Source organism: Micromonospora sp. NPDC051227 (assembly GCF_044455385.1).
In the GTDB taxonomy this organism is placed as follows: domain Bacteria; phylum Actinomycetota; class Actinomycetes; order Mycobacteriales; family Micromonosporaceae; genus Micromonospora.
Genome location: NZ_JBITET010000012.1, coordinates 95,498 through 120,661 on the forward strand (window position 1 = coordinate 95,498; position 25,164 = coordinate 120,661).

At 72.4% G+C, this 25,164-nt stretch carries 25 protein-coding genes, 1 pseudogene and 1 riboswitch; of the genes and pseudogenes, 19 read left to right on the forward strand and 7 right to left on the reverse strand.

Annotated elements, in window-relative coordinates; genetic code table 11:
* The first annotated feature begins 46 nt into the window (after positions 1-46).
* From ACIA47_RS25500 to fabF, 5 genes and pseudogenes are all read left to right on the forward strand, one after another.
* Complete coding sequence (locus tag ACIA47_RS25500; RefSeq protein ID WP_396711038.1) at positions 47-1,348, forward strand: PucR family transcriptional regulator; 1,302 nt, start codon at positions 47-49, stop codon at positions 1,346-1,348.
* A gap of 78 nt (positions 1,349-1,426) precedes the next feature.
* Positions 1,427-2,344 (forward strand): annotated as a pseudogene (locus ACIA47_RS25505) (ACP S-malonyltransferase); the annotation flags it as partial.
* Positions 2,345-2,349: 5 nt separating this feature from the next.
* The gene (locus tag ACIA47_RS25510; RefSeq protein WP_091409280.1) at positions 2,350-3,294 is read left to right on the forward strand and encodes a beta-ketoacyl-ACP synthase III; all 945 of its coding nucleotides are present in this window, start codon (positions 2,350-2,352) and stop codon (positions 3,292-3,294) included.
* A gap of 85 nt (positions 3,295-3,379) precedes the next feature.
* Positions 3,380-3,619, forward strand: coding sequence for an acyl carrier protein (locus ACIA47_RS25515; protein WP_030330276.1), 240 nt, complete (start codon positions 3,380-3,382; stop codon positions 3,617-3,619).
* A gap of 2 nt (positions 3,620-3,621) precedes the next feature.
* Positions 3,622-4,848 (forward strand): beta-ketoacyl-ACP synthase II, encoded by a 1,227-nt coding sequence (gene fabF, locus ACIA47_RS25520; RefSeq protein ID WP_112582580.1) that lies wholly within the window; start codon positions 3,622-3,624, stop codon positions 4,846-4,848.
* A gap of 49 nt (positions 4,849-4,897) precedes the next feature.
* On the opposite strand, the gene ACIA47_RS25525 is transcribed toward fabF, so the two are convergent.
* Positions 4,898-5,116 carry a hypothetical protein gene (locus ACIA47_RS25525; RefSeq protein WP_112582579.1) on the reverse strand — a complete coding sequence of 73 codons (219 nt, stop codon included), beginning with the start codon at positions 5,114-5,116 and terminating at the stop codon, positions 4,898-4,900.
* Positions 5,117-5,249: 133 nt separating this feature from the next.
* Here ACIA47_RS25525 and ACIA47_RS25530 point away from each other — a divergent pair, with 133 nt between their 5' ends.
* Positions 5,250-5,921, forward strand: coding sequence for a lipoprotein (locus ACIA47_RS25530; protein ID WP_203123105.1), 672 nt, complete (start codon positions 5,250-5,252; stop codon positions 5,919-5,921).
* A 29-nt stretch (positions 5,922-5,950) separates the two neighbouring features.
* Here the strand turns inward: ACIA47_RS25530 and ACIA47_RS25535 are convergent, their stop codons facing one another.
* On the reverse strand, positions 5,951-7,684 hold the full coding sequence (locus ACIA47_RS25535) for a glycoside hydrolase family 3 protein (protein ID WP_396711039.1): 1,734 nt from the start codon (positions 7,682-7,684) through the stop codon (positions 5,951-5,953).
* A gap of 87 nt (positions 7,685-7,771) precedes the next feature.
* On the reverse strand, positions 7,772-8,263 hold the full coding sequence (locus ACIA47_RS25540; RefSeq protein WP_091409261.1) for a DUF3145 domain-containing protein: 492 nt from the start codon (positions 8,261-8,263) through the stop codon (positions 7,772-7,774).
* Positions 8,264-8,571: 308 nt separating this feature from the next.
* Between ACIA47_RS25540 and ACIA47_RS25545 the strand changes: the two genes are divergently transcribed.
* Positions 8,572-8,901, forward strand: a complete 330-nt coding sequence (locus ACIA47_RS25545) for a hypothetical protein (protein WP_030330285.1) — start codon at positions 8,572-8,574, stop codon at positions 8,899-8,901.
* Between the two features lie 91 nt (positions 8,902-8,992).
* On the opposite strand, the gene ACIA47_RS25550 is transcribed toward ACIA47_RS25545, so the two are convergent.
* The gene (locus ACIA47_RS25550) at positions 8,993-9,616 is read right to left on the reverse strand and encodes a carbonic anhydrase (protein WP_203123112.1); all 624 of its coding nucleotides are present in this window, start codon (positions 9,614-9,616) and stop codon (positions 8,993-8,995) included.
* A gap of 170 nt (positions 9,617-9,786) precedes the next feature.
* Between ACIA47_RS25550 and ACIA47_RS25555 the strand changes: the two genes are divergently transcribed.
* From ACIA47_RS25555 to ACIA47_RS25575, 5 genes are all read left to right on the forward strand, one after another.
* Complete coding sequence (locus ACIA47_RS25555; RefSeq protein WP_396711040.1) at positions 9,787-10,758, forward strand: alpha/beta fold hydrolase; 972 nt, start codon at positions 9,787-9,789, stop codon at positions 10,756-10,758.
* A 107-nt stretch (positions 10,759-10,865) separates the two neighbouring features.
* Positions 10,866-12,983: a HelD family protein gene (locus ACIA47_RS25560; RefSeq protein ID WP_396711042.1), complete on the forward strand. Its 2,118-nt coding sequence runs from the start codon at positions 10,866-10,868 to the stop codon at positions 12,981-12,983.
* A 106-nt stretch (positions 12,984-13,089) separates the two neighbouring features.
* Positions 13,090-14,007 carry a cation diffusion facilitator family transporter gene (locus ACIA47_RS25565; protein WP_112582575.1) on the forward strand — a complete coding sequence of 306 codons (918 nt, stop codon included), beginning with the start codon at positions 13,090-13,092 and terminating at the stop codon, positions 14,005-14,007.
* Between the two features lie 119 nt (positions 14,008-14,126).
* Positions 14,127-14,258: riboswitch (cyclic di-AMP (ydaO/yuaA leader) on the forward strand.
* Between the two features lie 5 nt (positions 14,259-14,263).
* Entirely contained in the window at positions 14,264-15,328 is a 1,065-nt protein-coding gene (locus tag ACIA47_RS25570; RefSeq protein WP_396711043.1) for a coiled-coil domain-containing protein, read from the forward strand.
* A gap of 141 nt (positions 15,329-15,469) precedes the next feature.
* Positions 15,470-15,979, forward strand: coding sequence for a hypothetical protein (locus tag ACIA47_RS25575; protein WP_203123100.1), 510 nt, complete (start codon positions 15,470-15,472; stop codon positions 15,977-15,979).
* 197 nt (positions 15,980-16,176) lie between these two features.
* Here the strand turns inward: ACIA47_RS25575 and ACIA47_RS25580 are convergent, their stop codons facing one another.
* On the reverse strand, positions 16,177-16,641 hold the full coding sequence (locus ACIA47_RS25580; RefSeq protein WP_396711044.1) for an SRPBCC family protein: 465 nt from the start codon (positions 16,639-16,641) through the stop codon (positions 16,177-16,179).
* Between the two features lie 189 nt (positions 16,642-16,830).
* Here ACIA47_RS25580 and ACIA47_RS25585 point away from each other — a divergent pair, with 189 nt between their 5' ends.
* Together ACIA47_RS25585 and surE are read left to right on the forward strand one after the other, a co-directional pair.
* A complete protein-coding gene (locus ACIA47_RS25585) occupies positions 16,831-17,808 on the forward strand; it encodes a PfkB family carbohydrate kinase (RefSeq protein ID WP_203123098.1) in 978 nt (325 codons plus the stop codon).
* The gene (surE, locus tag ACIA47_RS25590) at positions 17,805-18,632 is read left to right on the forward strand and encodes a 5'/3'-nucleotidase SurE (protein WP_396711045.1); all 828 of its coding nucleotides are present in this window, start codon (positions 17,805-17,807) and stop codon (positions 18,630-18,632) included. Before ACIA47_RS25585 ends, surE begins: the two co-directional genes overlap by 4 nt.
* Positions 18,633-18,650: 18 nt before the next feature.
* On the opposite strand, the gene ACIA47_RS25595 is transcribed toward surE, so the two are convergent.
* Positions 18,651-19,013, reverse strand: coding sequence for an STAS domain-containing protein (locus tag ACIA47_RS25595; RefSeq protein ID WP_030330302.1), 363 nt, complete (start codon positions 19,011-19,013; stop codon positions 18,651-18,653).
* A gap of 385 nt (positions 19,014-19,398) precedes the next feature.
* On the opposite strand from ACIA47_RS25595, the gene ACIA47_RS25600 reads away from it, so the two are divergent.
* On the forward strand, positions 19,399-19,542 hold the full coding sequence (locus ACIA47_RS25600; protein ID WP_158629639.1) for a hypothetical protein: 144 nt from the start codon (positions 19,399-19,401) through the stop codon (positions 19,540-19,542).
* A 169-nt stretch (positions 19,543-19,711) separates the two neighbouring features.
* Positions 19,712-20,110 (forward strand): hypothetical protein, encoded by a 399-nt coding sequence (locus ACIA47_RS25605; protein ID WP_396711046.1) that lies wholly within the window; start codon positions 19,712-19,714, stop codon positions 20,108-20,110.
* A 153-nt stretch (positions 20,111-20,263) separates the two neighbouring features.
* Here ACIA47_RS25605 and ACIA47_RS25610 read toward each other — a convergent pair whose 3' ends face one another.
* On the reverse strand, positions 20,264-22,975 hold the full coding sequence (locus tag ACIA47_RS25610) for a cellulose binding domain-containing protein (RefSeq protein ID WP_396711047.1): 2,712 nt from the start codon (positions 22,973-22,975) through the stop codon (positions 20,264-20,266).
* 359 nt (positions 22,976-23,334) lie between these two features.
* Here ACIA47_RS25610 and ACIA47_RS25615 point away from each other — a divergent pair, with 359 nt between their 5' ends.
* From ACIA47_RS25615 to ACIA47_RS25625, 3 genes are all read left to right on the forward strand, one after another.
* Positions 23,335-24,021, forward strand: a complete 687-nt coding sequence (locus ACIA47_RS25615) for a BON domain-containing protein (protein WP_396711048.1) — start codon at positions 23,335-23,337, stop codon at positions 24,019-24,021.
* A 96-nt stretch (positions 24,022-24,117) separates the two neighbouring features.
* A complete protein-coding gene (locus ACIA47_RS25620; RefSeq protein ID WP_396711049.1) occupies positions 24,118-24,615 on the forward strand; it encodes a redoxin domain-containing protein in 498 nt (165 codons plus the stop codon).
* Positions 24,612-25,160: a DsbA family protein gene (locus ACIA47_RS25625; RefSeq protein ID WP_091409221.1), complete on the forward strand. Its 549-nt coding sequence runs from the start codon at positions 24,612-24,614 to the stop codon at positions 25,158-25,160. The genes ACIA47_RS25620 and ACIA47_RS25625 overlap by 4 nt, the downstream gene beginning before the upstream one ends.
* The last annotated feature ends 4 nt before the right edge of the window (positions 25,161-25,164 follow it).

The window sequence follows — 25,164 nt, forward strand, 5'->3', positions numbered from 1 at the left end:
CGGTCCAGCTGAGCGCGCCGGCAGTGGTCGGCGGACCGGTGCCGACGTGGTTGGCCTGGTCACGACATGTCAGGCTAGGGCGGTGAGTACGCCGGGCGGTGGGGAGCTGTCGGCCACGCTGCGCCGGATCGAACGATCGGCGGGGGCGTTGGCCACCTCCAGCGTGGCCCGGATGGACGAGACGCTGCCCTGGTTCCGGGCACTGCCGGCCGACCAGCGTTCCTGGGTGATGCTGGTGGCCCAGGCGGGCGCGAGGTCGCTGGTGCAGTGGCTGCGCGAGGGCGGCGGCACTGCGGACAGCACCCAGGAGGTCTCGGACGAGGTCTTCGCCGCCGCCCCGCAGGCGCTGGCCCGGTCGATCACCCTCCAGCAGACCGTGGCGTTGATCAAGGTGACGATCGACGTGGTCGAGGAGCAGGTGTCGCACCTGGCCGCCGCGGGCGAGGAGCAGCAGCTACGCGAGGCGGTGCTGCGCTTCTCCCGGGAGATCGCGTTCTCCGCCGCCCGGGTGTACGCGCGGGCCGCCGAGTCGCGCGGCGCCTGGGACGCCCGGTTGCAGGCGCTGCTCGTCGATGCGCTGTTGCGCGGTGACTCGCCGGACGTCCTGGCCAGTCGGGCCGCCGCGCTCGGCTGGGCGGACGCACCGCCGGTGGCGGTGGCTGTCGGTCGGTCGCCCGGCGGCGAGGTCTCCGCGGTGCTGCACGTGGTCTACCGCCAGGCCCGCCGGATCGGCGTGGAGGTGATCGGCGGCGTCCACGGCGACCGGCTGGTGATCGTGCTGGGCGGCGCACCTGACCCGCTGACCGCCACGGCGAAGCTGCTGAGCGCGTTCGGGGACGGCCCGGTGGTGGTCGGTCCCGCCGTACCGAGCCTCGACGAGGCGACCGAGTCGGCGCGGGCCGCGCTGTCCGGCTTTCGCGCCGCACCGGCCTGGCCGAGCGCGCCCCGGCCGGTGCCGGCTGCGGACCTGCTGCCGGAGCGGGCCCTCGCCGGCGACGCGGAGGCCCGTCGGCGGCTGCGTCACGATGTGTACGCGACGCTGGTGCGCGCCGGTGGGGAACTGCTGGCGACCCTGGACGCCTTCCTGGCCGCCGGGGGCACGCTGGAGAGCGCGGCCCGGGCACTGTTCGTGCACCCGAACACGGTGCGCTACCGGTTGCGCCGGATCGCCGAGGTGACCGGGTTCTCTCCACTGTCGCCGCGCGACGCGTTCGCCCTTCAGGTCGCGCTGACAGTGGGTCGGTTGGATCCGGTCGCACCGCTGGCCTCGCCAATCCCAACTCAGACAATGACCCCGGCTACCCGGAAATCCGCCCAAACCGAGGACGATCCTCGCCGATCTTTGTAAGAAACCTCTAAAGGTTCTAGTGTGGTTTGGTCGAAGGCGGCACCGCGTTACCCGCTTTTATCCGGGAGAGTCATAGACGTGCTCGCCGTACTTAGTCCCGGCCAGGGTTCTCAGAAACCCGGCTTCCTGACCCCCTGGCTCGACCTGCCCGGCACTGAGGCGCGACTGCGCGACTGGTCGGCGTTGGCCGGGGTCGATCTGCTGCACCTGGGCACCGCCGCCGACGCCGACGAGATCAAGGACACCGCCCGCACCCAGCCGTTGCTGGTCGCCGCGGCGTTGCTCGCGGCCGAGCACCTGCCGCTGGACGGCGTCGCGCTCACCGCCGGCCACAGCGTCGGCGAGTTGGGTGCCGCCGCCCTGGCCGGTGTGCTGTCGGCCGACGCCGCGATCACCCTGGCCGGCGTCCGCGGCCGGGAGATGGCCGCCGCGTGCGCGCTGGAGCCGACCGGAATGGCCGCGGTGCTCGGTGGCGACCCCGACGAGGTGATCGCCGCGATCGAGGCGAACGGGCTCTACCCGGCCAACCGCAACGGCGCCGGTCAGATCGTCGCCGCGGGCGCCCTGGACGGGCTCGACAAGCTCGCCGCCGCGCCGCCCACCCGGACCCGGATCATCCGACTCCAGGTGGCCGGCGCGTTCCACACCCCGTACATGGCTCCGGCCGAGACCGCGCTCGCCGCGGAGGCCGCCGGGATCAGCCCCGCCGACCCGGTCCGGACCCTGCTGTCGAACCTCGACGGCACCGCTGTCGACAACGGCGCGGCCATGGTGCAGCGCCTCGTTCGTCAGGTCACCGCGCCGGTGCGCTGGGACCTGTGCATGCGTACGCTGGCCGACCTCGGGGTCACCGGCGTGATCGAGCTGCCCCCGGCCGGCACCCTCGCTGGCCTGGTCAAGCGGGAACTCAAGGGCGACGGCGCCCCGGAGATCGTCACCCTCAACACCCCGGACGACCTGCCGGCCGCACGGGACCTGATCGCCCGTATCGGAGGTCGTTCATGACTGGCAGTCGCATCGTCTCGATGGGGCACTACCAGCCGTCCCGGGTGGTGACCAACGACGACATCGCCCAGCTCGTCGACACCAACGACGAGTGGATTCGCGACCGGGTCGGCATCGTCAGCCGGCGGATCGCCGACAGTGAGACGGTCGCCGACATGGCCGCCGCTGCTGCCGGCAAGGCGCTGGCCAACTCGGGCCTGACCGCCGCCGACATCGACCTGGTCGTGGTCGCCACCTGCTCCTCCATCGACCGCAGCCCCAACGTGGCCTGCCGGGTCGCCGCCAAGCTGGGCATCACCGCGCCGGGCGCGTTCGACCTCAACACCGCCTGCTCGGGCTTCGCGTACGCGCTGGGCACCGTCGACCACGCCATCCGGGCTGGGGCGTCGCGCAACGCGATCGTCATCGGCGCGGAGAAGCTGTCCGACTTCACCGACTGGACCGACCGCTCCACCTGCATCATCTTCGCGGACGGGGCCGGTGCCGCGGTGGTCTCCGCCACCGCCGACGACGAGCCGACCGGCATCGGGCCGGTCGTCTGGGGTTCGGTGCCGGACAAGAGCGACGCGGTCCGCATCGAGGGTTGGCGCCCGTACATCCAGCAGGAGGGGCAGGCGGTGTTCCGCTGGGCCACCACCGCGATCGCGCCGCTCGCGCTACAGGCCTGCGAGCGGGCCGGGGTCGACCCGTCGGAGCTGGCCGCGTTCGTGCCGCACCAGGCCAACGCCCGGATCATCGACGGCATCGCCAAGCGGCTCAACATCCCCGACGCGATCATCGCGAAGGACATCGTCGAGTCCGGCAACACCTCCGCGGCGAGCGTGCCGCTGGCCCTGTCCAAGCTGGTCGAGCGCCGGGAGGTGCCCTCGGGCGCACCGGTGCTGCTGTTCGGCTTCGGCGGTGGCCTGACCTACGCCGGTCAGGTCGTCCGCTGCCCCTGATGACCCCCTCGGGCGCGTACGCGTCCAGGAGCGGCGGTCGGCGACGCCGGCCGCCGGAGAACCCCGATGAAAGGAACCAACCGCAATGACCCGTGACGAGATCACCACCGGCCTCGCCGAGATCCTCGAAGAGGTTGCCGGGGTGAACCCGGACGACGTGGCCGAGGGGAAGTCCTTCACCGACGACCTCGACGTCGACTCGCTCTCCATGGTTGAGGTCGTGGTCGCCGCCGAGGAGAAGTTCGGCGTCAAGATCCCGGACAACGAGGTGCAGAACCTCAAGACCGTCGGCGACGCTGTCAGCTACATCGCGGCGCAGTCCTGATCATGAGTCGTCCTGACGTCGTCGTCACCGGGCTCGGCGCGACGACCCCGCTTGGCGGGGACGTCGCGTCGACCTGGGACGCAATGCTCGCCGGCCGCTCCGGGGTGAGTGCCCTCACCCAGGAGTGGGCCGCGCAACTGCCGGTCCGGATCGCCGCCCAGTTGGCCGTGGAGCCGTCCGAGGTGCTGGACCGGGTCCGCCTGCGCCGCCTGGACCGTTCCGAGGCGATCGCGATCATCGCGGCGCAGCAGGCCTGGGCGGACGCCGGCCTCGCCGGCTCCGACCTCGACGGGGAGCGGTTGGCCGTCAGCGTCGGCTCCGGCATCGGCGGTGCCACCACCCTGCTCGCCCAGGACGACATCCTGGAGGCCTCCGGGCCACGGCGGGTGTCCCCGCACACCATCCCGATGCTGATGCCGAACGGTCCGGCCGCCTGGGTCGGGCTGGAGTTGGGCGCCAAGGCCGGCGTGCACTCGGTGGCCAGCGCCTGCGCCACCGGCGCCGAGGCGATCGCCCTCGGTCTGGACATCATCCGCTCCGGCCGGGCCGACGTGGTGGTGGCCGGCGGCACCGAGGCGGTCATCCACCCGCTGCCGATCGCCGGCTTCAGCTCGATGCGGGCCATGTCGACCCGCAACGACGACCCGGAGCGCGCCTCCCGCCCGTGGGACAGGGGCCGGGACGGCTTCGTCCTCGGCGAGGGCGCCGGCATCGTGGTGCTGGAGCGGGCCGAGCACGCCGCGGCCCGGGGCGCCCGGGTGTACGCGCGCCTCGCCGGCGCCGGCATCACCTCCGACGCGTACGACATCGTGCAGCCGCACGCCGAGGGCGAGGGCGCCATCCGGGCAATCGCCAAGGCGATCGCCGACGCGGACGTGGCCAAGCGGGACATCGTGCACGTCAACGCGCACGCCACCTCGACCCCGGTCGGGGACATGCTGGAGATCGGCGGGCTGCACAAGGCGCTCGGCGACCACCCGGTGCTGTCCGCGACGAAGTCGATGACCGGTCACCTGCTCGGTGCGGCCGGTGCGCTGGAGTCGATCGCCACCATCCTGGCGATCCGCGACAGTGTCGTTCCTCCGACGATCAACCTCGACGACCCCGAGCCAGGCCTCACCCTGGATGTCGCCGCGCACAAGGCCCGCCACATGGAGATCCCGGCCGCGTTGAACAACGCGTTCGGCTTCGGCGGCCACAACGTGGCGCTCGTCTTCGCCCGCCCCTGATATCCCGCAAAGGGCCCCTCCTCTTGAGAGGAGGGGCCCTTTGCGTCGTTCAACCTCGGTTGCGGGGGTGCTGTTTCGCGGTGCGCTCGTTGCCGTGGCGGTAGTTGCCGGTCCAGCGGGCCATCACCAACTGCGGGTCGTCGTCGACCTCGGCCAGGAACTCCGCGGCCCGAGCGCCGCGCAGCGTGCCGGCGACCCGGCCGTGGTGGGTGATCACCACGGTGCCGTCCGCCCGTTGCACGTGCCGGAATCCTGCTGCCGCCCCCATGGAGCGAGGCTGTCAGACCGACCGGGGGCGAGGCGACCCGATTTCGGTCGGGGGTGCAGCGATCCGGATTGACGTCGAGAGTCCGCACGGCTTAGATGGGCCGACTGAAGATCGACTGACGGGGATCACCACGATGGACACTCGTACCCGCGTCGCCGTGTCGGCGGCGCTCGCCCTCGGCCTGCTGGCCGGCTGCGGCGACGACGCCGCCGCTCCCGCCGGGCCCGCCGCCGGCGGGCCGGCCCCACAGGCCACGGGCGAGCCGTGGTACGACGAGACGACCACGGCGTCGCCCGGCGGCACCACCGGCGGCACTAGTTCCCCCTGCCCGGTACCGGTGACGTTTCCGCTGGCCGACGGGTGGACGGCCAAGGCGATCGAGCCTCCCAAGGGCGAGCTGGCCGAGCTGGTCGGCGAGGCGCTCACCAAGCGCGGCGGCAGCACCGTGCGCTGCGAGGTGGACGGCCGGTCGGCCGGCGGCGGATTCCTGCGGATCTGGGCGGCGGACTCGCCGACGGTCACGCCGCGCGCCGCGCTGGAGAGTTTCGCCGCCGGGGCCGGCGAGACGGTCGCCGACCAACAGTTCCGCGACCTCCGCGCCGGCGGCTTCGACGCCACCGAGATGACCTGGCTCGCCACCAACCCGCTCGTCGAGGAGGAGGATGCGTCGCGGAACTGGGCGCTGGCCGTCCAGTCGGCGGGGCAGACGCTCGTCTTCGCTGTCAACGAGGGGCTGATCACCGAACGGACCGACGTGCTGCCGGCGTACCGGCTCGCGGTGCGAGGGCTCGCGAAGGGCGAGTGAGGTGGGCGCGACCTGTCCGTTCCGGACGGTCAGGTACCGCAGGTCGTCGCCGGCAGTCCGGGAACGGCCACCGGGGACCGGCCGCCCGGCCGGGCCTTGCCGGCGAGCACGGCAGCCAGGGCGGTCATCGACGCCCGGCTGGAGGAGTACGTCGCCAGCAGCGTCGGTGACTTCGCGTCGGCCAGCACGTACGGGGTGTCCATGGCGACCGTGACCGCCGCGTCGGGGCTCAGGTCCTTGGCACCGTCGCCGTAGCCCACCAGGTGCACGATCGTGCCGCCGCTGGGCTTGACCTGCACCCCGGCGGCGGTCAGCGCGGCGGTGAGCGTGGCCCGGGTGCCGTCCCGACCGCCGGACGAGGTGACGGTGACCGGCCCGCGTACCGCTTTGCCGCAGGCGCCGCGCAGCACGGTGACGGCGGCGGCGGCCAGCGCGTCGGCCGCCGCCCGGTGCTCCGGGGTGTTCAGCGTGGACATCTGCGCCGCCGGCAGCTCCGCGAGCTGGAACTTCATGGTCAGTACCCGGGTGACTGCCTCGACCAGCCGGGTCCGGGGCAGCGATCCACCGCGCAGCGCGGCGAGCAGCCCGTCGTACGCCTGACCGACGTTCGGGGTCATCAGGATGAGGTCGTTACCGGCGTTGAGCGCCCGGACCGCCGCCTCGCCGGGAGCCCAGCGCATCGCGGGGGGCATGTTCATCCCGTCGGTGATCACCACGCCCTTGAAGCCGAGTTGACCGCGCAGCACGTCGGTGAGCAGCTTGTGCGAGAACGTCGCCGGGGTCCCTGGGTCGATCGCGCGCGCGTCCAGGTGACCGGACATCACGGCCATCGCGCCCGCGTCCATCCCGGCGGTGAACGGCGGCCACGCGCCGCTCTGCAACGCCGCGGCGGACTGGGTGAGCACCGGAAGGTCCTGGTGCGAATCGTCGGCGCTGTGGCCGTGCCCAGGGAAGTGCTTCAGGGTGGCCGCGACCCCGATCGCCTGGAGGCCACGGACCGCGCCGCCCACCTGCGCGGCGGCCTGCTTCGGGTCGGCGCCGTACGACCGGGAGCCGATCACGGTGCTGCGGGTGGCCAGCACGTCGGCCACCGGGGCGAAGTCGATGTTGATGCCCATCGCGGCCAACTCGGCGCCGGCGGCCCGCCAGGCGGCCTCGGTGAGCTTCGGGTCACCGGCCGCGCCGGCCGCGAGGGCGCTGGGCAGCACGGTGACCCCGTCGGTCACGCGGGTGACGACGCCGTACTCCTGGTCGGTGCCGATGAGCAGCGGCGCCGAACCGGCGGCGAGGCGACCGGCGGCGGTACGGAGCCCGGTGGTGAGCTCGTGCACCTGCTTGGGGTTGTCGACGTTCGTGGTCTCCTGGTTGCCCTTGGTCGGGTCGTCGGCGCTGAAGCCGACCAGGATCAGGCCACCCAGTCGGTACTTGGCGATCATGTCGGCGGGGGTGTCCACCCCGGCGAGGGCCTGGTTACCGGCCGCCGAGCCGGCGGAGACCTTCGTCGCCGAGTCGCCGTAGGCGTACGGCATCAGCACCTGGCCGACCAGGTCCTCGTCGGACAGCGTCGCCACCAGCGCGGCAGCGCGGCTGCCGGGGTCGCTGGCCGGCGGCGCGGCCGGGACGCTCGGACCCGCGGACGTGCCGACCGGGCTGGGCGTCGGCGTGGGGCGCTCCGGGTCACCTGAGCAGCCGGAGACGAGCAGGGCGGTCAGGGCGGCGACAGCGATACTGGCGCGCCACGGGCGATTCGACACGCCGCCCATCCCACCAGCTTCTCCCTTATCGGGGCAACTTGACCTTACCGGTCGTCACCGGCGCCACGGCGTACGGCCAGCGGCCCGTCCGCCGGGTCAGCCAACCCGAGTGAGCAAGGTCACTGGGGCGCCGTCACCGGCGTACCGATAGGGCTCCAGGTCAGCGTCCCACGCCGTGCCGAGCGCCTTGTCGAGGGCGTGCGCCAGCGCCTCGGGGGCCCGGGAGGCCGCCATCAGCGCCCGAAGGCGGTCCTCGCCGAGCTGGATGTCGCCGGCCACACCGACCGTCGCCCGGAACAGGCCACGGGCTGGCACGTACATGAACCGCTCACCGTCGGCGCCGGGACTCGGCTCCTCGGTGACCTCGAAACGGATCATGGGCCACTGCCGTAGGGCAGCAGCCAGCTCGGCGCCCGTCCCCGGACGACCGGTCCACCCGCACTCGGCCCGGCGTGCGCCGGGGTCGACGGGCTGAGCCGTCCACTGCAGGTTGACCGGCGCGGCTAGGACGCGCGCGATCGCCCACTCGACGTGTGAGCACACGGCGAGCGGGGTCGAATGGACGTATACGACGCCACGCGTTGGCACGGTGACCTCCCGGAGAGCGAGGTGCGTCTTCCCCTACGACCTCGTCCACCCGGGTGGCTGCTGCAACACATGATGACTCCTGTGACGCATGGTGCGCCAGGGAATCGGAAAAAACGCCGGGTGGAATAGCCGGACGGGTGGTCGCCGTTGCCTCTCAGGACACCGCGACGACCAGCATGGTGTCGTGGTCCTGTACAGTTCCACCGGCGGCTTATGCCGCGTTACACCTTCGCGGGTCGAGTCACGTACGACCCGCACACAGCCCCCGGACGTCCAGTCCTCCCGTACGTCTTGCAAGGAGTACCTCCGTGGCGAGCAACACCTCTAAGACCGCGCGCGCGTCCGTCCGGGCCGGCCAGGCTGGCCAGGGTGGCGCCCTCAGCGTGCTGGGCGAGTTCAAGTACCTCATCCCGCTCAACGGCGGCAAGCACGCCTACGTGCGGAACCTGACCAACGGCAAGACCGCGCACCTGCGCACGGACTCCGACGCCTTCGTCGAGGAGATCCGCGTTCTGGCCGCCGCCGGCCACGCCGCCAAGATCCGGGCGGAGATCAACAACCTGGCTGCCACCCACCCGGGTGACGGCTGGGAGGCCACCGAGAAGCGCCTGGTCGCGGCCGGCGTCTTCGAGGGCTGAGCCCTCCCCCACCGCACCGAACGAAACCGCCCGCCGGGAGTTCCCGGCGGGCGGTTTCGCATGTCCGGGGCCGGGTCAGTCGGTGGCCGGGTCAGCCCGGATCGAGCAGGGCGACCTCGCCGCTGGCCAGGTCGTAGAGGCCGCCGACCACTGCCACCCGGCCGGCGGCCACCGGCCCGGCCAGCAGATCGTCCTCGCGCAGTGCGCGCACCGTGCGCCGGACGTGCCGGCGGATCGCCAGCGGCTGCACCGCCGGATCGTCGAGCCCCGCCTCGGTCACCGCCGGAGCGATCTCGTCCACCAGATGCGCCAGCGACCCGCCGGGACGCTGCCCGGTGCGCAACGCCTCCACCGTGGCCTGCACCGCACCGCACCGCTCGTGGCCGAGGACCATCACCAGCGGTACGCCGAGCTGGCCGACCACGTACTCGATCGAGCCGCAGACCGCGCGATCGAGCACGTGCCCCCCGGTACGGATCACGCAGATCGCGCCGAAGGTCTGGTCGAAGATCGCCTCCAGCGGAACCCGGGAGTCGATGCAGCCCAGCACCACTGCGTACGGCTGCTGGTCGCCGGAGGCCGCGGCGGCGGCCGTGACGTCGTGTCCGTGCACCGGCTGGCCGCTGACGAACCGCCGATTGCCGGCGAGCAGGTCGGCCAGCGCGGCGCGGGGCGTGCCGCCGGCCTGCCGCCCCTGCCCCGACGTCGCACCCATGGGCGCTCCCGACGACACCATGCCGTTCAGCTTGGCCCGCCGCCGTCCGGCACGGGCGAGGTCGGGAATGTTCGCCACTGCGAGATTGGCATGGTGTCAGGGCGGGTAGCCGGTGTTACCGGCGGGTATCGGAGGTGCTGGTGGTACTGGGCGGTCCTGGGGAGGTGGCGATGCCGGAGCGGTTCGAGGTCGGTCTGCCGGACGGTGTACGGCTCAACGTCGAGGCGACGGGTCCGACGCACGCCCAGGTCACCGCCATCCTGCTGCACGGCTGGACGCTGGACGGGCGCGCCTGGCACCGGCAGGTCGACGCGCTCACGGCACCGCCGTTCGGCGGTGCCGTGCGGGTGGTCGCCTACGACGCGCGGGGGCACGGCCGGTCCAGTTGCATGGCGCTGCCCACGGCCACCCTGGCGCAGTTGGGTGACGACCTGGCCGCGGTGATCGACGCTGTCGCGCCGACCGGCCCGGTGGTGCTGGTCGGGCACTCGATGGGCGGCATGACGATCATGGAGTACGCCCACCGCCACCCCGCGCACTTCGCCGCCCGTACCGCCGGCCTGGTCTTCGTCTCGACCACCGCCGAGGGGCACACGCACACCGTCTACGGGCTCTCGCCGCGGATCGCCCGGTTGATCCGGCTGGCCGAGACGACCGGCGCCGGCGTGCTGGCCCGGTGTGGCTCGTGGCGCGCGCCCCGGGCACTGCTGAACGCACTGCAACCGAGCATCCGGTGGATGCTCTTCGGTGACCGCTGCGAGCCGGCGGACATCCGCCTGGTGACGTCGGCGGTGGCTCGGGCCTCGCTGCGCTCGATCGGCGGGTTCCGCGCCTCCATCGGCACCCAGCACCGACTGGACACCCTCGCCGCGTTGGCCCACCTGCCGGCCGCCGCCCTGGTCGGCGACCGGGACCGGCTGACCCCACCGCCGTGCGCCGAGTCGATCGCGGCGGCTCTGCCGGCCACCGAGCTGACCGTCTGCCCGGGTGCCGGGCACATGCTGATGATGGAACGTCCGGACGAGGTCAACGCCGCGCTCACCGGCGTGGTGCGGCGGGTGCTCGCCGAATCACCGGCGGCTCGCCGTGGTGCATCGCCGCCGGCTCACCGTGGCGCGGTCTCCGCCGAGACGGGTGCCTGAGCACGTTCGCGCACCTCGGGCGCGGCGGGTCGGCTCCGGGGCCGTACGCTTCTCGGTTGGCCCGCGCGGTTCCCGCCGCCTGCCGGCGACCTCTGAAGGAGCGTGCGTTGACCGACCAGACCGGCCTGGAGCAGGAGATCGCCGTCGAGCAACGACACCTCGACCGGGTGTACGCCCGACTGGCCGAGCTGCGGCGGTCGGCCGTCCGCGCGGAGCGTGACGGCTACCGGATGGCCCGGGTGGGCACGCACGGCGCCCTTGTCGAGCGCGACGCGATGGTCTTCCACGCGGCGCAGCGGCGGCACACCCTGGACGCCGAGCACGAGGGGCTGGTCTTCGGCCGCCTGGACCTGCGCGACCGTCAGGTGCTGCACGTCGGGCGACTGGGGATCCGCGACGAGAACGCCGTCACGCTTGTCGTCGACTGGCGCGCGCCGGCCGCCGCCGCCTTCTACCAGGCCACCCCGGCGCAGCCGCTGGCCGTGGTGCGGCGCCGCACCATCCAGTCCCGCGCCGAGCGGGTCACCCGGATCGAGGACGACCTGCTGGACCCGACGGCCGCCCCGGAGGGGATGACCGTCGTCGGTGACGGCGCGTTGCTGGCCACCCTTTCCAAGGCCACCGGCCGGGGCATGCGCGACATCGTGGCGACCATCCAGCGGGAGCAGGACGAGGCGATCCGCTCGCCCGGCTCCGGGGTGACGATCGTCGCGGGCGGCCCCGGGACCGGCAAGACCGCTGTCGCCCTGCACCGGGCCGCGTTCCTGCTGTACTCCGACCGCAGCCGCTACGCCGGCGGCGGCATCCTGGTGGTCGGCCCGTCGTCGGTCTTCGTCGAGTACATCGGCTCCGTGCTGCCGTCGCTCGGTGAGGACACCGCGACCCTGCACTCGCTGGGCACCCTCTTCCCGGGGATGACCGCCACCCGCCCCGACCCGCCCGAGGTGGCGGCGGTGAAGGGCTCGCTGCGAATGCGCCGGGTGCTGGAGCGGGCGGCCCGCGACGCGGTGCCGGGCGGCCCGGGTGAGCTGCGGCTGCTCTACCGCGGCACGCTGCTGCGGCTGGACCGGGCCGCGCTGGACCGGATCCGGGACCGCGCACTGCAACGCGGTGCACGACGCAACGAGGTGCGCCGGGCCGGTTTCGACGGGGTGTTCGCCGCGCTCTGGGCGCAGGCCCGTGAGCTGAGCAGCGGTCGGCTGCCGGAACAACCGGCCTTCGAGGCGGAGATCGCCGAGCGGTCGGAGTTCCGGGAGTTCCTCAAGGCGTGGTGGCCTCGGCTGCACCCCCGGCATGTGCTCGGCTGGCTGGCGCAGCCGGACCGGCTGCGCCGGTACGCCGGGGGGATCCTCTCCTCGGCGGAGATCCGGCTGCTCAACGCCGCGTACCGGGACTTGGACTCGGCCGGGCTGACCATCGCCGACGTGGCGCTGCTGGACGAGTTGGACGCGCTGCTCGGTAAGCCCGCGCAGCCGGCCCGCGCGCGACGCGATCCGTTCCAGCTCGCCGGGGGTGTCCGTGAGTTGAGCACCCTCGGTGAACGGCAGCGGGCCGCCCGCGCGGCGGCCCGGGAGCGTCCGGAGGATTACCGAGAGTACGCGCACGTGGTGGTGGACGAGGCGCAGGACGTCTCGCCGATGCAGTGGCGGATGATCGGTCGACGCGGCCGACTGGCCTCCTGGACCGTGGTCGGCGACCCCGCGCAGACCGCGTGGACCGGCGATCCGGAGGAGCTGACCCGAGCCCGCGACCAGGCGCTGGGCCGGCGCAAGCGACACGACTTCACGCTCACCACCAACTACCGCAACTCGGCGGAGATCTTCGCGGTGGCGGCGGCGGAGATCCGTCGGCTCTACCCGGACCTGCCGCTGCCGACCGCCGTGCGCTCCACCGGGGTCGAGCCGGTGGAGCTGGTGGTGCCCGCGACGGGGTTGGAGACCGCGACCGTGGAGGCCGCCGCCGGCCTGCTGGCCGAGGTGGAGGGCACGGTCGGCGTGATCACGCCGGTCCCCCGCCGGGACGAGGTCGCGGGGTGGCTGGGCGCGCTCGGCGCGCCGAGGTTGCAGGTGGTGACCAGCCTGGAGGCCAAGGGCATGGAGTACGACGGAGTGGTGCTGGTCGCCCCGAGCGAGATCCGGGCGGATCCGGGCGCCGGGGTGCGCACCCTGTACGTGGCGCTCTCCCGAGCCACCCAGCGGCTCACCACCATCGACCCGACCGGCTGACGTGTGCGGACTGCCGCCAGCGAAGGCGCTGCCCCGCACACTTGCACACATAGCGATGTGAGCATACATTTGACCGGGTCCCGACCAGCGGCGGAAGGTGGTTTTCGTGGGCGCAGGTCATGACCACCACCATGGGTCCGTCGCCAATGCCGCACACCAGCACCGAGGTCGACTCTGGGCGGCATTCGGGCTGCTCGCCACCCTGATGGTGGTCGAGGCGGTGGCCGCCCTGCACACCGGCTCGCTCGCCCTGCTCTCCGACGCCGGGCACATGTTCACCGACGTGCTCGGCATCGGGATGGCGCTCGCCGCCATCACGGCGACCCGGCGGGCCACCGGCGACCCGCAGCGCACCTTCGGGCTCTACCGGCTCGAGGTGCTCGCCGCGCTGGCCAACGCCGTCCTGCTCTCCGGCGTCGCGATCTACGTGGTGATCGAGGCGATCCGCCGTTTCGGCGACCCACACCAGGTCATCGCCGGCCCGATGCTCGCGGTGGCCGTGCTCGGCCTGCTCGCGAACATCGCCGCCTTCGCGCTGCTGCGCGCCGGGGCCCGGGAGAGCATCAACCTCCAGGGCGCCTACCTGGAGGTGCTCGGTGACCTGCTCGGCTCGCTCGGCGTCATCGGCGCGGCGCTGCTCATCACCGTCACCGACTGGTGGTGGGCCGACCCCCTGGTCGCGGTCGCCATCGGCGTGTTCATCCTGCCGCGCACCTGGCGGCTGGCCCGCGCCGCCATCCGCATCCTGGTGCAGGCCGCCCCGGAGCACCTCCAGGTGACGGCCGTGCACGACCGGCTCGCCGCCGTCCCCGGGGTCGTCGAGGTGCACGACCTGCACGTCTGGACGCTCACCTCGGGCATGGAGGTGGCCTCCGCTCACCTGACCATGGCACCCGGCGCGGAGGTCGGCGCGGTGCTCACCGCGGCGCGTACGGCCCTGCATGACGACTTTCGCATCGAGCACGCGACGTTGCAGATCGAGCCCGGCGCCGCTTCTGGAGCCTGTGGCTCCATCGAATGGTGACGGAGCCGTAATTTTCCGTGGTGAACGCACGCACCGTCCGTCACATTGGCTGCAGCCGCCCCACCTGCACCGGTAGGCTCGGTCCCGGCCTCCACCAGGCGGCGCCCTCCCGGCGCCGGTGGCGGTCGCCGCCTAATCGCCCAACTGGGCGAACCGGGGAACCATGTTCCTGGGGTGTATCCGCGTCAGCGGTAGGGATCTTCCGTCCCGAACCCGTCAGCTAACCCGGTCGGCGGCTGACGGAAGGACATGCGCAGTGGCACCAGCACGACCACCCGCCGCCCGACTGGCGGCCCTGATCGTCGCGATGTTCGCCCTCGGCGTCGCGCTTCCGGCCGGCACCGCCTCGGCCGCTCCCCCGACCGGCCTGCGGGCCGCCGCACCCGACTCCGACGAGGAGGGCGGCACCCCGGCGTTGCGGGCCCAACTCGAGGCGGCCAGCAAGGGCTACCTGGACGCGAAGCGCGCCCTGGACACCTCCGTGCAACGGCAGAAGCAGCTCGCCACCCAGCTGAAGACCATCGAGGTCGAGATCAACCAGCGCAACGGCAAGGTCGGAGAAATCGCCGAAGTCGCCTACCGCACCGGTCGACTCGGCGCGATGTCGGCGCTGCTCAACAGCAACACCCCGGAAGGCTTCATGGACCGGGCGGCCGCGCTGGACGCGGTGGCGGCCAACGAGGACCGGGTGCTGCGCGACCTGCTGAACAGCAAGGACAAGGCCAACCGCACCAGGGTCGCCCTGGACGGCGAGATCACCGAACAGCGCAAGCAGGTCGCGGTGATGGCCAAGCGCAAGGAGCAGGCCGAACGGGCCCTGACCGTGGCCACGGCACCCAAACCGCAGACCACCGCCGACACCGGCTCCAACCGGGGCACCTCCAGCGCCAACGCGACGGCCGCGCCGCGCAACTCCGACGGCTCCTGGCCCTCCGAGTCGTGCAGCGTCAACGACCCCACCCCGGCCAACGGCTGCATCACCCCCCGCACCCTGCACGCGCTCAACCAGGCCAAGGCCGCGGGATTCACCCGGTACGTCTCGTGCCACCGCCCCAGCGGCTCCGGTGAACACCCGAAGGGCCGGGCCTGCGACTTCGCGGCGCAGAAGGGCGGCTTCGGCGGTAACGCGACCGGCGGCGACAAGACGTACGGCAACAACCTGGCCGCGTACTTCATCCGCAACGCGGACCGGCTCGCCGTGCTCTACGTGATCTGGTACAGGCAGATCTGGCTGCCCAGCAGCGGGTGGAAGTCGTACAGCGGGGCGCAGGGCACCCCGTCGACCGACCACACGAACCACGTACACCTGTCGGTCTACTGACCCACGCGTCGTGATGCCTGTGAGTCGTTTGATGGCTCGCAGGCATCACGTGCGTCCGGGGCCGGGCTACGTCGCCGGGCGTACCCCTGATGTCGTCGCTCGTCGGACGACCCGGCCGCGGTCGGCGGGCAGCATCGCGGTATGCCTCGGATCCGACCCACCACCCGCAAGGCTCTGCTCACCCTGCACCTCGTCACCTCGCTCGGCTGGCTCGGCGCCGACCTGGTGCTGCTCACCCTCGGCATCGCCGTGCAGCGGGGTGCCGACCCGGCGGTGGTCTATCCGGTAACGGCCCTGGTCGGCACGGTGCTGTTCGCGCCGCTGAGCGTCCTGGTCTGGCTGATCGGAGTCGCCAGCTCGCTACTCACCCCGTGGGGCCTGCTGCGCCACCGCTGGGTGCTGGTCAAGCTCGTGCTCACCACGGTGATGGTCGGGCTGGTGCTGTTCCTGCTCACCCCGAACCTGCGTCACGCGGGAGCGGTCGGCGCCGCCCTGCCCGCACGGGATCGCGCCGACCTGGTCATCGCGCCAGCGGTGTCGACCAGCCTGATGATCATCGCGACGGTGCTGTCCACCTACAAGCCGTGGGGCCGGCGTCCCGCCTCCCGCCCCGCCCGCACGAGCCGCGATCGCGCCGCAACCACGATCTAGGGGCCGCGGCCGCTGGACGCGGGCAGCAGGTCAGTGCCGACGCGTTACGCGCAAGCGACCTGCCCCGACTCCGCGATCTTGCATTTACTGTCCCGACACATGGGGCATCCCACAGATATCGACAACCGGAACTGCAAGATCGACGCAGCGGGCGCGTAAAGCGGGTAGGGCGGCGACAGCGGGCGGGGCGGGGCGGGTCAGGTGGGCGGGGGGTTGCCGGTGCGGTCGAGGGCGGCGCCCAGCCGGGTGGCGAGGGCGAGGTGAGCGGCTTGGGCCTGGCGGAACGCGTACCGGAACAGCGGCGTCGGCGCGGTCAGGGTGATCTCGACGTCGATGCGGACCAGGCCGTCCGGCTCGGCGCGTAGTCGGGTGTGGTTTCGCACGGTGGTGGCCGGCCACTGGCGGGCAACCATGACGATCTCGTCGGCCTCGCTGATCAGCACGTCCGCGTGGTAGGTGGTCCGGAAGCGCAGCGGACCGGCCGCCAACCGGTCGTTGATCGTGTAGCTGGCCTGGGCGCCGGGCCGGGGCGGCACCCGGCGAACCCGGACGATCAGCGGATGCAACTCGCCCTGCCGGGTCAGGTCGCTGAGCAACGCAGCCGCCTCGGCGGGTGAGCACCGGGCCTGGACGGTGTAGCTGAAGGTACCGCTGCTGAGCACACCGTCTCCCGCCGTCGTTGGTCGCCCGATCGTCCCGTACCGATGCCTGGCTGGCAACGCCCCCGCGCCCTCAGCGCCGCGCCGGACCGGGCCGATGCGACGACCTGTCACCACCTGCGCCATTAAGGTCGGTTAGTGCAAAATCTTCCGAAGGTGCCGGAGGGCGGCCAGCATGAACGGCGACGATCGATGAGTGGGCACGTGATGGTCTTCGCGCCCACTCCACAGCTGACGGTGACGGTGGACCAGCCCAACGACCACCCCGAGCTGCACCTGCACCCTGGCGGGCAGGGCGTTTGGCAGGCCCGGATGGTGATCTCCCTCGGAGTCGACGTGGTGCTCTGCGCCGCCCTCGGCGGTGAGATCGGCCAGGTGCTGGAGCCGCTGCTGGTCAGCGAGGGCGTGGACCTCAAGGTGGTGGTCCGTGACTCCGGCAGCGGCGGGTACGTGCACGATCGCCGCGAGGGCTCCCGGCAGGAGATCGCCGACGTGCCCGGGCAGCCGCTGAGCCGGCACGAGATCGACGAGCTGTACAACCTCGCCCTCGGCGAGGGCCTGCGGGCCTCGGTGAGCATCCTCAGTGGGCCGAACGAACCGTGGCTCGTACCGGCCGACCTGTACCGACGCTTCGCCGCCGACCTCGGCGCGAACGGCGGCCGGGTGGTCGTCGACCTCTCCGGCGATCACCTCGGTTCGGTGCTGGAGAGCGGGGTTTTCTTCCTCAAGGTGAGTCACGAGGAGTTGATCCGCGACGGCCGCGCCCGCAGCGACGACACCGAGGAGCTGACCCGGGCCATGTACGAGCTGCACGCGGGCGGCGCCGAGACGGTGGTGGTGAGCCGCGCCGACCAGCCGGCGTTGGCGCTCATCGACGGGGAGCTGTTCCAGGTCGAGATGCCCCGGCTGGAGGCCGCCGACCCGCGCGGCGCGGGCGACTCGATGACGGCCGGAGTGGCGGCCGTCGTGGCCAGGGGCGGGGACATTCGGACCGCCATCCGCACCGGCGCCGCCGCTGGCGCGCTGAACGTCACCCGGCACGGCCTGGGCACCGGGCGGCAGGACTCGATCACCGGCCTGGTGGACCGGGTCCGGCTGGTGCCGGCGGACAGCCGGCAACAGGAGCGGACCACCCCGGACGAATTGGCCGGCCGGGTGGTCGAGCGATGACAGTGCGGGTGTTGATCACCAACGACGACGGGATCGCCGCGCCGGGCATCCAGGCGCTGGCCTGGGCCGCCCGACAGCGGGGCCTGGACGTCGTGGTGGCCGCGCCAATGGAGGAGGCGAGCGGCACCAGCGCCGCGATGAGCGCCATGGAGCGCGACGGGCAGGTCGTCGTGAACGACCACCCGCTGCCAGACCTGGCGGGTGTGCCGGCGTACGGGGTCGCCGGGTCCCCGGGCTTCATCACGCTGATCGCCCTGCATGGGGCGTTCGGCCCACCGCCGTCGGTGGTGCTCTCCGGCGTCAACCGGGGCGCCAACGCCGGCCGGGCGGTGCTGCACTCCGGGACCGTGGGCGCCGCGTTCACCGCCGCCACCAACGGCTGCCGGGCGATGGCGGTCTCCCTTGACGTGCTCTCCGCTGGCGAGGCGACGGCCGCGAGCGGTGGCGCCGCCGTGGACGCCGCGGCCCGGGTACGCGACGCCGAGCGGCACTGGGGCACCGCCGCCCGGGTCGCCCTGGACCTGCTCCCCCGCTTGACCTCCGCGCCAATGGAGAGCGTGCTCAACGTGAACACCCCGGACCTGCCGCACGGGCAGCTGCGCGGGGTGCGGCGCGGCACCCTGGCCAGCTTCGGTCAGGTGCAGATGACGGTGGCCGAATCCGGCCACGGGTTCGTCCGTACCTCGCTGGAGGAGCCGGGGCAGGCCGCACAGCCGGGCACGGACGTGGCGTTGCTGGCCGCCGGGTACGCGTCGGTGACGGCCATCCGAGCGGTCACCGAGGCGGCCGACATCGACCTGACCGGCCTGGACGAGCAGCCGTGACGGGAACGCCCGGCGCGCTCAGGCGCCGGGCAGCACCTCGGGGGTGGCGGCGCCGGCGAAGTAGGGCTCCGGGGCGCCGAAGAGGCCGAGCAGGCCGGTCACCCAGAGCTGCCGGTGCACGAACCGGCTCGGCTCGGTGACCACCAACTTGACGTCGCTGACCTCGGCCGTCTGGAAGCCGGCCACCATGGCGCTGATGCCGACCGAGTCGATGAAGGTGACCAACCTCATGTTGAGTTCGATGCGCAGCGGGCGGCCCTTGGCCAGCACCTCTGCGATCGCTTCGCGCACCTCGTACGCTGTGTCGACGTCGATCTCACCCCTTGGGGCGATCTCCACGACACCACCGGACAGAACCGACTTCACGATCGACAGGCTCACGCGAGCACCTCCACCCGCCCGTCCCCCGGGCGCCTCATCAGTACGCGGGCCGCGACCGAGAGTATTCCTCCGACGGCCTCGGTCGCCACCCCTCGGGATGAGCAATTCGCGGATCCGGGCCCACAAAGCCGCCCATATCCGCACTTTTCAGTATCTGATTACTCAAGACTTTTCGTTATCTGACCATCGACGATCGGTCGTGACCGACGCGCCGCCGAACCAGGGTAGCGGTCTGGACCCGGCGCGCCCGACAACCGGCCCATGACGTACGCCTGCCCGTGTGCCGTCGGCGTGTCGCCCACCGCCGGCCGGCGCGATCCGCGCCCCCGGTTGCCGACGCGCCCTAGCATCGGCCGGGACACCATCACGACGGAGAGGATCTTCGATGATCAAGCGACTTGCCGGGCTCGCCGGCGTCGGTGTTCTGCTCGCCCTCGTCCTGGCCTGCGGTTTCGGTGGCGGAGGCGACGATGACGACGATGACGACGACGACTTCGCTCGAGGTGTCGCCGTGTCAGCGGTGCGCTGATTCGGTGGCGCGTCGAGTTCCGGCGCGCCGAGCTACCGGTGCTCCGCGGAGGTCGGGGTTTGCGTCCGGCTGACGCGGGGCACTGCGAAATAGGCGACACCGTGACGCGCTGGAAAGACGCCGAAGTCCGAAGTGGCCGGCGGCTTCGGCATTCGAGGAGGTAACCACGATGTTCGGAACCAACCTGCTGGACCGCCGCAGCAAGCCGGAGCGGATCGCGGACCAGGCCTGGGAGCACCTGCTCTCGGCCGTCAGCTATGCCGGAGACAGTGTGCGGGACACCGCCCGCTCGGCCCGCCAGAACAGCAGCAACCTCGCCGACGGGGCGGGTGACCTGGTGGGATCAGCGGCCGAGGAGGCGCGACGCCGAGCCTCGCTGGCCTTCGACGCGCTCGCCGGGCGCCAGCCGGCACTGCCCTGGACGCTCCTGATCGGCGCCGCGCTCGTCGGCGCGGCTGTCGGCTGGGCCGTCGGCTCCGCCGCGCGGGCCGCCGGCAGCCGGGATGATCGTGCCGTCGATGAGGTGGAGTTCGTCGACGTCGACCGCCCCAACTCCCCCGCCATCTGAACGACAGCGCCACCACGGGCCCCGATCGACTCAGGTCGAGCGGGGCCCGTCGTGGTGCTGGGGGTGGACCGGTCCGCCGGGTGCCGGACCCCTCAGGCGGCCCGACGGACCGGTGTCTGGTGGTGATCCGGGGTCCCGGCCCGGATCACCCGCTCAGCGACTCGTGCAGGTGATGGCGGCCGGGGACGTGTTGCTACCGGTCCACGAGCCGAGGAAGCCGGCGGTGGTGCTGGCCCCAACGACGAGCGCGCCGTTCCAGCCCGTGTCCCGGACCGACACGGCGGCTCCGGTCTGGGTGTGGCTGCCACCCCAGAGCTGGTCGATCCGCTGGCCGTCGGTGAAGGTCCAGCCCAGCGTCCAGCCGGCGATGGGTGCGCTTCCGGCGTTGCGGACCACCAGCTCGGCCTGGAAACCGCCGGACCAGGAGCCGGTCACCCGGTACGTGGCCGCACAGCCGGCGGACGGCGGCGGCGTGGTCGGCGGCGGCGTGGTCGGCGGCGGCGTGGTCGGCGGCGGCGTGGTCGGCGGCGGTGGCGTCGTCGGCGGCGGCGTGGTCGGGGGCTCGCCGCCGGTGCGGTCGGCGACCAGGATGCCGCGACCGTTGGTGCCGAGGTAGACCCGACCGTAGACACGCGGGTCGCCGGTCAGCGCCTCGGTCGGATTGGCGTACTGGTGGCGATCGTCGTTGACGCGTACCCAGGTCGCGCCGGTGTCGTCGGAGCGGTGCACGCCAGGTTGACCGTTCACCGTGCCGTAGAGGAACACGGCGGGGTTGGTCCGCCCAGGCGCCGCCCTGCCGAAACCGACGTTGCCGGAGGCGTTGACGCCGTTCAGCCTGGTGAAGCTGGCGCCGGCGTCGGTGGAGCGCCACAGACCACCCGGCCCGGCCAGCCACAGTTCGCCGGCCCGGCCCGGCAGGGCCTTGAACCGCACGTCGGTGGTGGGCAGCCCGGTCGCCGCGGTCGGGGTGAAGCTGGCCCCGCCGTCGGTGCTCAGGTAGAAACGCCCGCCGCTGAAGCCGTAGAACCGGGTGGGGTCGACCCGGTCGGACTCGACAGTGGCGTTCGCCGGGATGCCGGTCGACGCTGCCCAGGAGTTGCCGAAACCGACCGAGTGGACGACGCGTTGGCCCGCGTCACCGGGCGCCCAGACGAAGCGGCTGCCGTCGGCCGCGGCGGCGACCGTGCCGCCGAGGTTGACCCCGGACGCTTCGGTGCCCTGGAACCAGGTGGCGCCGCCGTCGGTGGAGAAGGCGACGTGACTGTCGTTGGGGCGGTCGGCGTCGGTGAAGTTGCCGGCGCGCACCAGCACCGCGGGCTTGCTCTCGGCGTAGTCGAGGCTGGTGGTGGACGTGAACACCGGCTGGGTGAACAGCATCGACGGAATCGCGTCCAGGTCGGTGTGTCGGAAGCCGCCGACGTCGCCGAGCGCGCTGATCAGGGGTGCGCCGCTGGGCGGGCTGACCAGGTCGAGGACGGCGGTCTCCTCCAGCCCCCGGACCATCGGCCGGAGGGTGAACTGACCGCCGGTGTCCCACCTGGTCAGGTCGGTGGTGCCGTAGATGGTGGCGCCGGTGCCGTACATCATGCGGTTGGGGTCGTGCGGGTCGATCTCCACCGACTCGTTCATCCAGCCGAGTTTGGGCGCGTCCTCCGGGGGTGCCGGGTTGAGACCGAAGGTCAACCAGGGCACCGAGCTGATGTCCATGGTGTAGCGGCGGGTTCTCTCCGGGTAGTTGCTGAACTCCCAGATCCGCGTCCAGCTCGCCCCGCCGTCGGTGCTGCGGAAGAAGATGGCGTCCGGCCACCAGGAGACCTGGGTGGCCACCAGCAGGGTGTTCGGGCGTTGCCTGTCGATGGTAAGCCCGCTGTAGCCGAAGTAGGCGTCGGCGCTGGTGGAGGGCACCGGGCTGATCCGCGTCCAGGCTCCGGTCGACCGGGTGAACTTCCAGACGTCACCCTTGCCGCCGTCGTACGGGCCGCCGGTGTCGCTGGTGGCGATGTAGAGGTGACCACCGACCGGGTCGACGACCCCCTTGTGGGCCAGGTAGCCGGTGGGCTGACCGGGGATGCGTGCCCAGGTGACGCCGCCGTCGGTGCTGCGGTAGACCGGGTTCTCCTTGTCCGCCACGCCCACGTAGATGGTCTGGGTGGTGGAGCCGGCGGTGCCGGTGCTCTTGTCGAAACTGACCCAGGTCAGGCCCTGGTTCTGCCCGTTGTAGCCGTTCGGGTCGCTGGGGTCCGCGCGGTAGTTGCCGACGTTGGGGAAGGCGGCGACGCGGGCCCAGGTCACGCCGTGGTCGGTGCTGCGCCACAGCCCGTTGCCGCCCTCGGCGCCGTAGTACACGATGCTGTTCCGGTTGGGGTCGACGGCGAGCCGCTCCCCCATGCCCCGGCCCGGCATGTTGCCGCCGTTCTTGAACGGCAGCTCGGTGGCCTGCCAGGTGGCGCCCTTGTCGGCCGAGCGCAGGATCGCGCCGTTGTTCGGGTCCCAGCCGTTGGTGTACATGCCGACAGCGGCGTACACCCGGTTGGTCTGCACCGGGTCGGTGGCGATGCTGACCACGCCGTTGTAGCCCCACCGGTCGGCGCCGACCCAGTCGAGCAGCGGCGTCCAGGACTGGCTGGTCTGTTCCCAGCGGTACGCCCCACCGATGTCGGTGCGCGCGTAGATGAGGTTCTTCTCGGTGGGGTTGAAGACGATGCCGGGCACGAAGCCGCCACCGCCCACCGGGACGTTCCGCCAGGTGTACGCCTCCGCTGCGGCCGGGGTGGGGGCCGACCCAGCGGCGGTGAACGGGACCACCACGACGGCTGTGGCGGCGGCCAACACGGACACGACCGTGCCGGCGAGACTTCTCCGCATCTGCGGATCCTCTCGCTATGGAGCCCCGGGGGACGGGGTCGATCGCCTGGGTGACGCCGTGGCCCGGGGGACGAGCACGACGACGGGGACGAGCGGAGCTGCCCTGGCTCCACCACCCGACGCGACGGCTCCCGCGATCGAGGAATGCGATTACCGTAACCGAAAGCGGCTCGCTTTGGAAGCGCTCCCATCATCGATGTTCGTCCCCGTTCCCCACCCGTGCCGCCCAGGTCGGGCCGGCCCGTCACCCGGTCCGGGCGAGGGCGCCTCACCCGAGGCTGCGGCAGGATCGCAGCACGGCGGACCTCCGGCCGCGGCCACCACCGGAGTCCGCCATCGGAACAGCGGAGGAGGGACAGATGGCCATCGCCGAGATCAACCGCACCGACCAGGACATCCAGTCCGCCGTGCTCGACGAGCTGACCTGGGAACCACGGGTGCAGCCGCACGAGATCGGCGTGACCGTCGCCGAGGGCGTCGTCACCCTGACCGGCCGGGTGGACAGCTACGCCAAGAAGTGGGCCGCCGAACGGGCCACCCACCGGGTCGCCTCGGTCCGGGCGGTCGCCAACGACGTGGCCGTGCAGCTCACCAACGACACCGAGCGCGCCGACAGCGACCTGGCCGCCGCGGCCAGCCACGGGCTGGAGTGGGACGCGTTCGTGCCCATCGAGAAGCTCCAGGTCACCGTCTCGGCCGGCTGGGTGACGCTGCACGGCGACGTCGAGTGGGAGTACCAGCGCCGAGCCGCCGAACGCGCGGTGGCCCGGCTGACCGGCGTACGCGGGGTGAGCAACGGCATCACCGTCCGACCGGCCACCGCGCCGGACGCCCGCAACCTGGCCGACCGGATCGTCGACGCCCTCGCCCGGGCCGGAGCGACCGAGGCCGAACGGATCAGTGTTCGGGTGCACGGCGACACCGCGATACTCGCCGGGTTGGTGCACTCGATGCCCGAACGGGCCGAGGTCGAGCAGGTGGCCTGGTCCGCGCCGGGCATCCGGGAGGTGCAGAACCACATCGCGGTCGCCCCGGCGCTGCGCTGAGCGGGCGTGGGCGCCCGCTCAGCGAGCGGTGAACGGGCGCGGAACCACCCGGGGTGGGTGAGCCGGCCTCACCCACCCCGGGAGCAGGCTGGTGGCATGAGTGATCCGAACGGGCTGATCCAACCGGGGCGCACCGCGCCCGGTTTCACAGTGCCGGCCACCCCGGACGGGGCTCTGCTGGGGCCCGAGCAGTTCCGTGGTCGGCCGGTCGTGCTCGCCTTCTACCCCGCCGACTGGAGCCCGGTCTGCGGTGACCAGATGTCGCTCTACCAGTCGGCGGCTCCCGTCTTCGCTCAGTACCAGGCGGTGGTGCTCGGCGTGTCGGTGGACAGCATCTGGTCGCACCGGGCGTTCGCGGAGAGCCGGGGCATCGAGTTCCCCCTGCTGGCCGACTTCGAGCCCAAGGGCGAGGTGGCCCGCAGCTACGGCGCGTACATGGCGAACGGTGAGGCGGCCCGCGCGCTGGTGGTGCTGGACCCGGCGGGGAAGGTGACCTGGAGCTACCTGTCGCCGCCCGACGTCAACCCCGGCGCCGACGGCATCTTCGACGCGCTGGACCAACTCGCCGCCGATCGGAAGGTGATGGCCGGATGAGCACGCCACTGCAGGTCACCGCCCGACTTCGAGACCCGGTGACCACCGACGACCACATCCGGGGGCCGGCCGACGCGGCGGTGACCATCGTCGAGTACGGCGACTTCCAGTGCCAGTTCTGCGGTGCCGCGTACCCGAACCTGCACGAGTTGCTGCGGCAGCGGGCCGACACCGTGCGGCTGGTCTACCGCTACTTCCCGATCGCCAACGTGCACCCGTACGCCGAACGGGCCGCCGAGACGGCCGAGGCCGCCGGGGTTCGCGGACGTTTCTGGGAGATGCACGACTGGCTCTACGAGCACCAGGACCAGCTCGACCCGGTGCACCTCTCGCTCGGCGTCGAGCAGGTCGGGTTGCCGCCGGACGAGTTGAACGCCGAGGTGGAGAACCGTGCGCACGCGGACCGGGTGCGCCGGGACTTCGTGGGGGGCATCCGCAGCGGGGTGAACGGCACCCCGACCCTGTTCGTCAACGGCATCCGGCACGACGGCGGGTACGACCTGCCCGACCTGCTGACGGCCGCGGACGCCGCCGCCAACGCCTGACCCG

Excerpts from the sequence above, each read along its gene's own strand:
- ACIA47_RS25575 (WP_203123100.1), top strand. The coding sequence starts at position 15,470 with ATGCCTCGGATCCGACCCACCACCCGCAAGGCTCTGCTCACCCTGCAC.
- ACIA47_RS25625 (WP_091409221.1), top strand. The coding sequence starts at position 24,612 with ATGAGCACGCCACTGCAGGTCACCGCCCGACTTCGAGACCCGGTGACC.
- ACIA47_RS25515 (WP_030330276.1), top strand. The coding sequence starts at position 3,380 with ATGACCCGTGACGAGATCACCACCGGCCTCGCCGAGATCCTCGAAGAG.
- ACIA47_RS25550 (WP_203123112.1), bottom strand. The coding sequence starts at position 9,616 with ATGGGTGCGACGTCGGGGCAGGGGCGGCAGGCCGGCGGCACGCCCCGC.
- ACIA47_RS25530 (WP_203123105.1), top strand. The coding sequence starts at position 5,250 with ATGGACACTCGTACCCGCGTCGCCGTGTCGGCGGCGCTCGCCCTCGGC.
- surE (WP_396711045.1), top strand. The coding sequence starts at position 17,805 with ATGACAGTGCGGGTGTTGATCACCAACGACGACGGGATCGCCGCGCCG.
- fabF (WP_112582580.1), top strand. The coding sequence starts at position 3,622 with ATGAGTCGTCCTGACGTCGTCGTCACCGGGCTCGGCGCGACGACCCCG.
- ACIA47_RS25510 (WP_091409280.1), top strand. The coding sequence starts at position 2,350 with ATGACTGGCAGTCGCATCGTCTCGATGGGGCACTACCAGCCGTCCCGG.
- ACIA47_RS25605 (WP_396711046.1), top strand. The coding sequence starts at position 19,712 with ATGTTCGGAACCAACCTGCTGGACCGCCGCAGCAAGCCGGAGCGGATC.
- ACIA47_RS25610 (WP_396711047.1), bottom strand. The coding sequence starts at position 22,975 with ATGCGGAGAAGTCTCGCCGGCACGGTCGTGTCCGTGTTGGCCGCCGCC.
- ACIA47_RS25615 (WP_396711048.1), top strand. The coding sequence starts at position 23,335 with ATGGCCATCGCCGAGATCAACCGCACCGACCAGGACATCCAGTCCGCC.
- ACIA47_RS25525 (WP_112582579.1), bottom strand. The coding sequence starts at position 5,116 with ATGGGGGCGGCAGCAGGATTCCGGCACGTGCAACGGGCGGACGGCACC.
- ACIA47_RS25535 (WP_396711039.1), bottom strand. The coding sequence starts at position 7,684 with ATGGGCGGCGTGTCGAATCGCCCGTGGCGCGCCAGTATCGCTGTCGCC.
- ACIA47_RS25620 (WP_396711049.1), top strand. The coding sequence starts at position 24,118 with ATGAGTGATCCGAACGGGCTGATCCAACCGGGGCGCACCGCGCCCGGT.
- ACIA47_RS25585 (WP_203123098.1), top strand. The coding sequence starts at position 16,831 with ATGAGTGGGCACGTGATGGTCTTCGCGCCCACTCCACAGCTGACGGTG.
- ACIA47_RS25600 (WP_158629639.1), top strand. The coding sequence starts at position 19,399 with ATGATCAAGCGACTTGCCGGGCTCGCCGGCGTCGGTGTTCTGCTCGCC.
- ACIA47_RS25555 (WP_396711040.1), top strand. The coding sequence starts at position 9,787 with ATGCCGGAGCGGTTCGAGGTCGGTCTGCCGGACGGTGTACGGCTCAAC.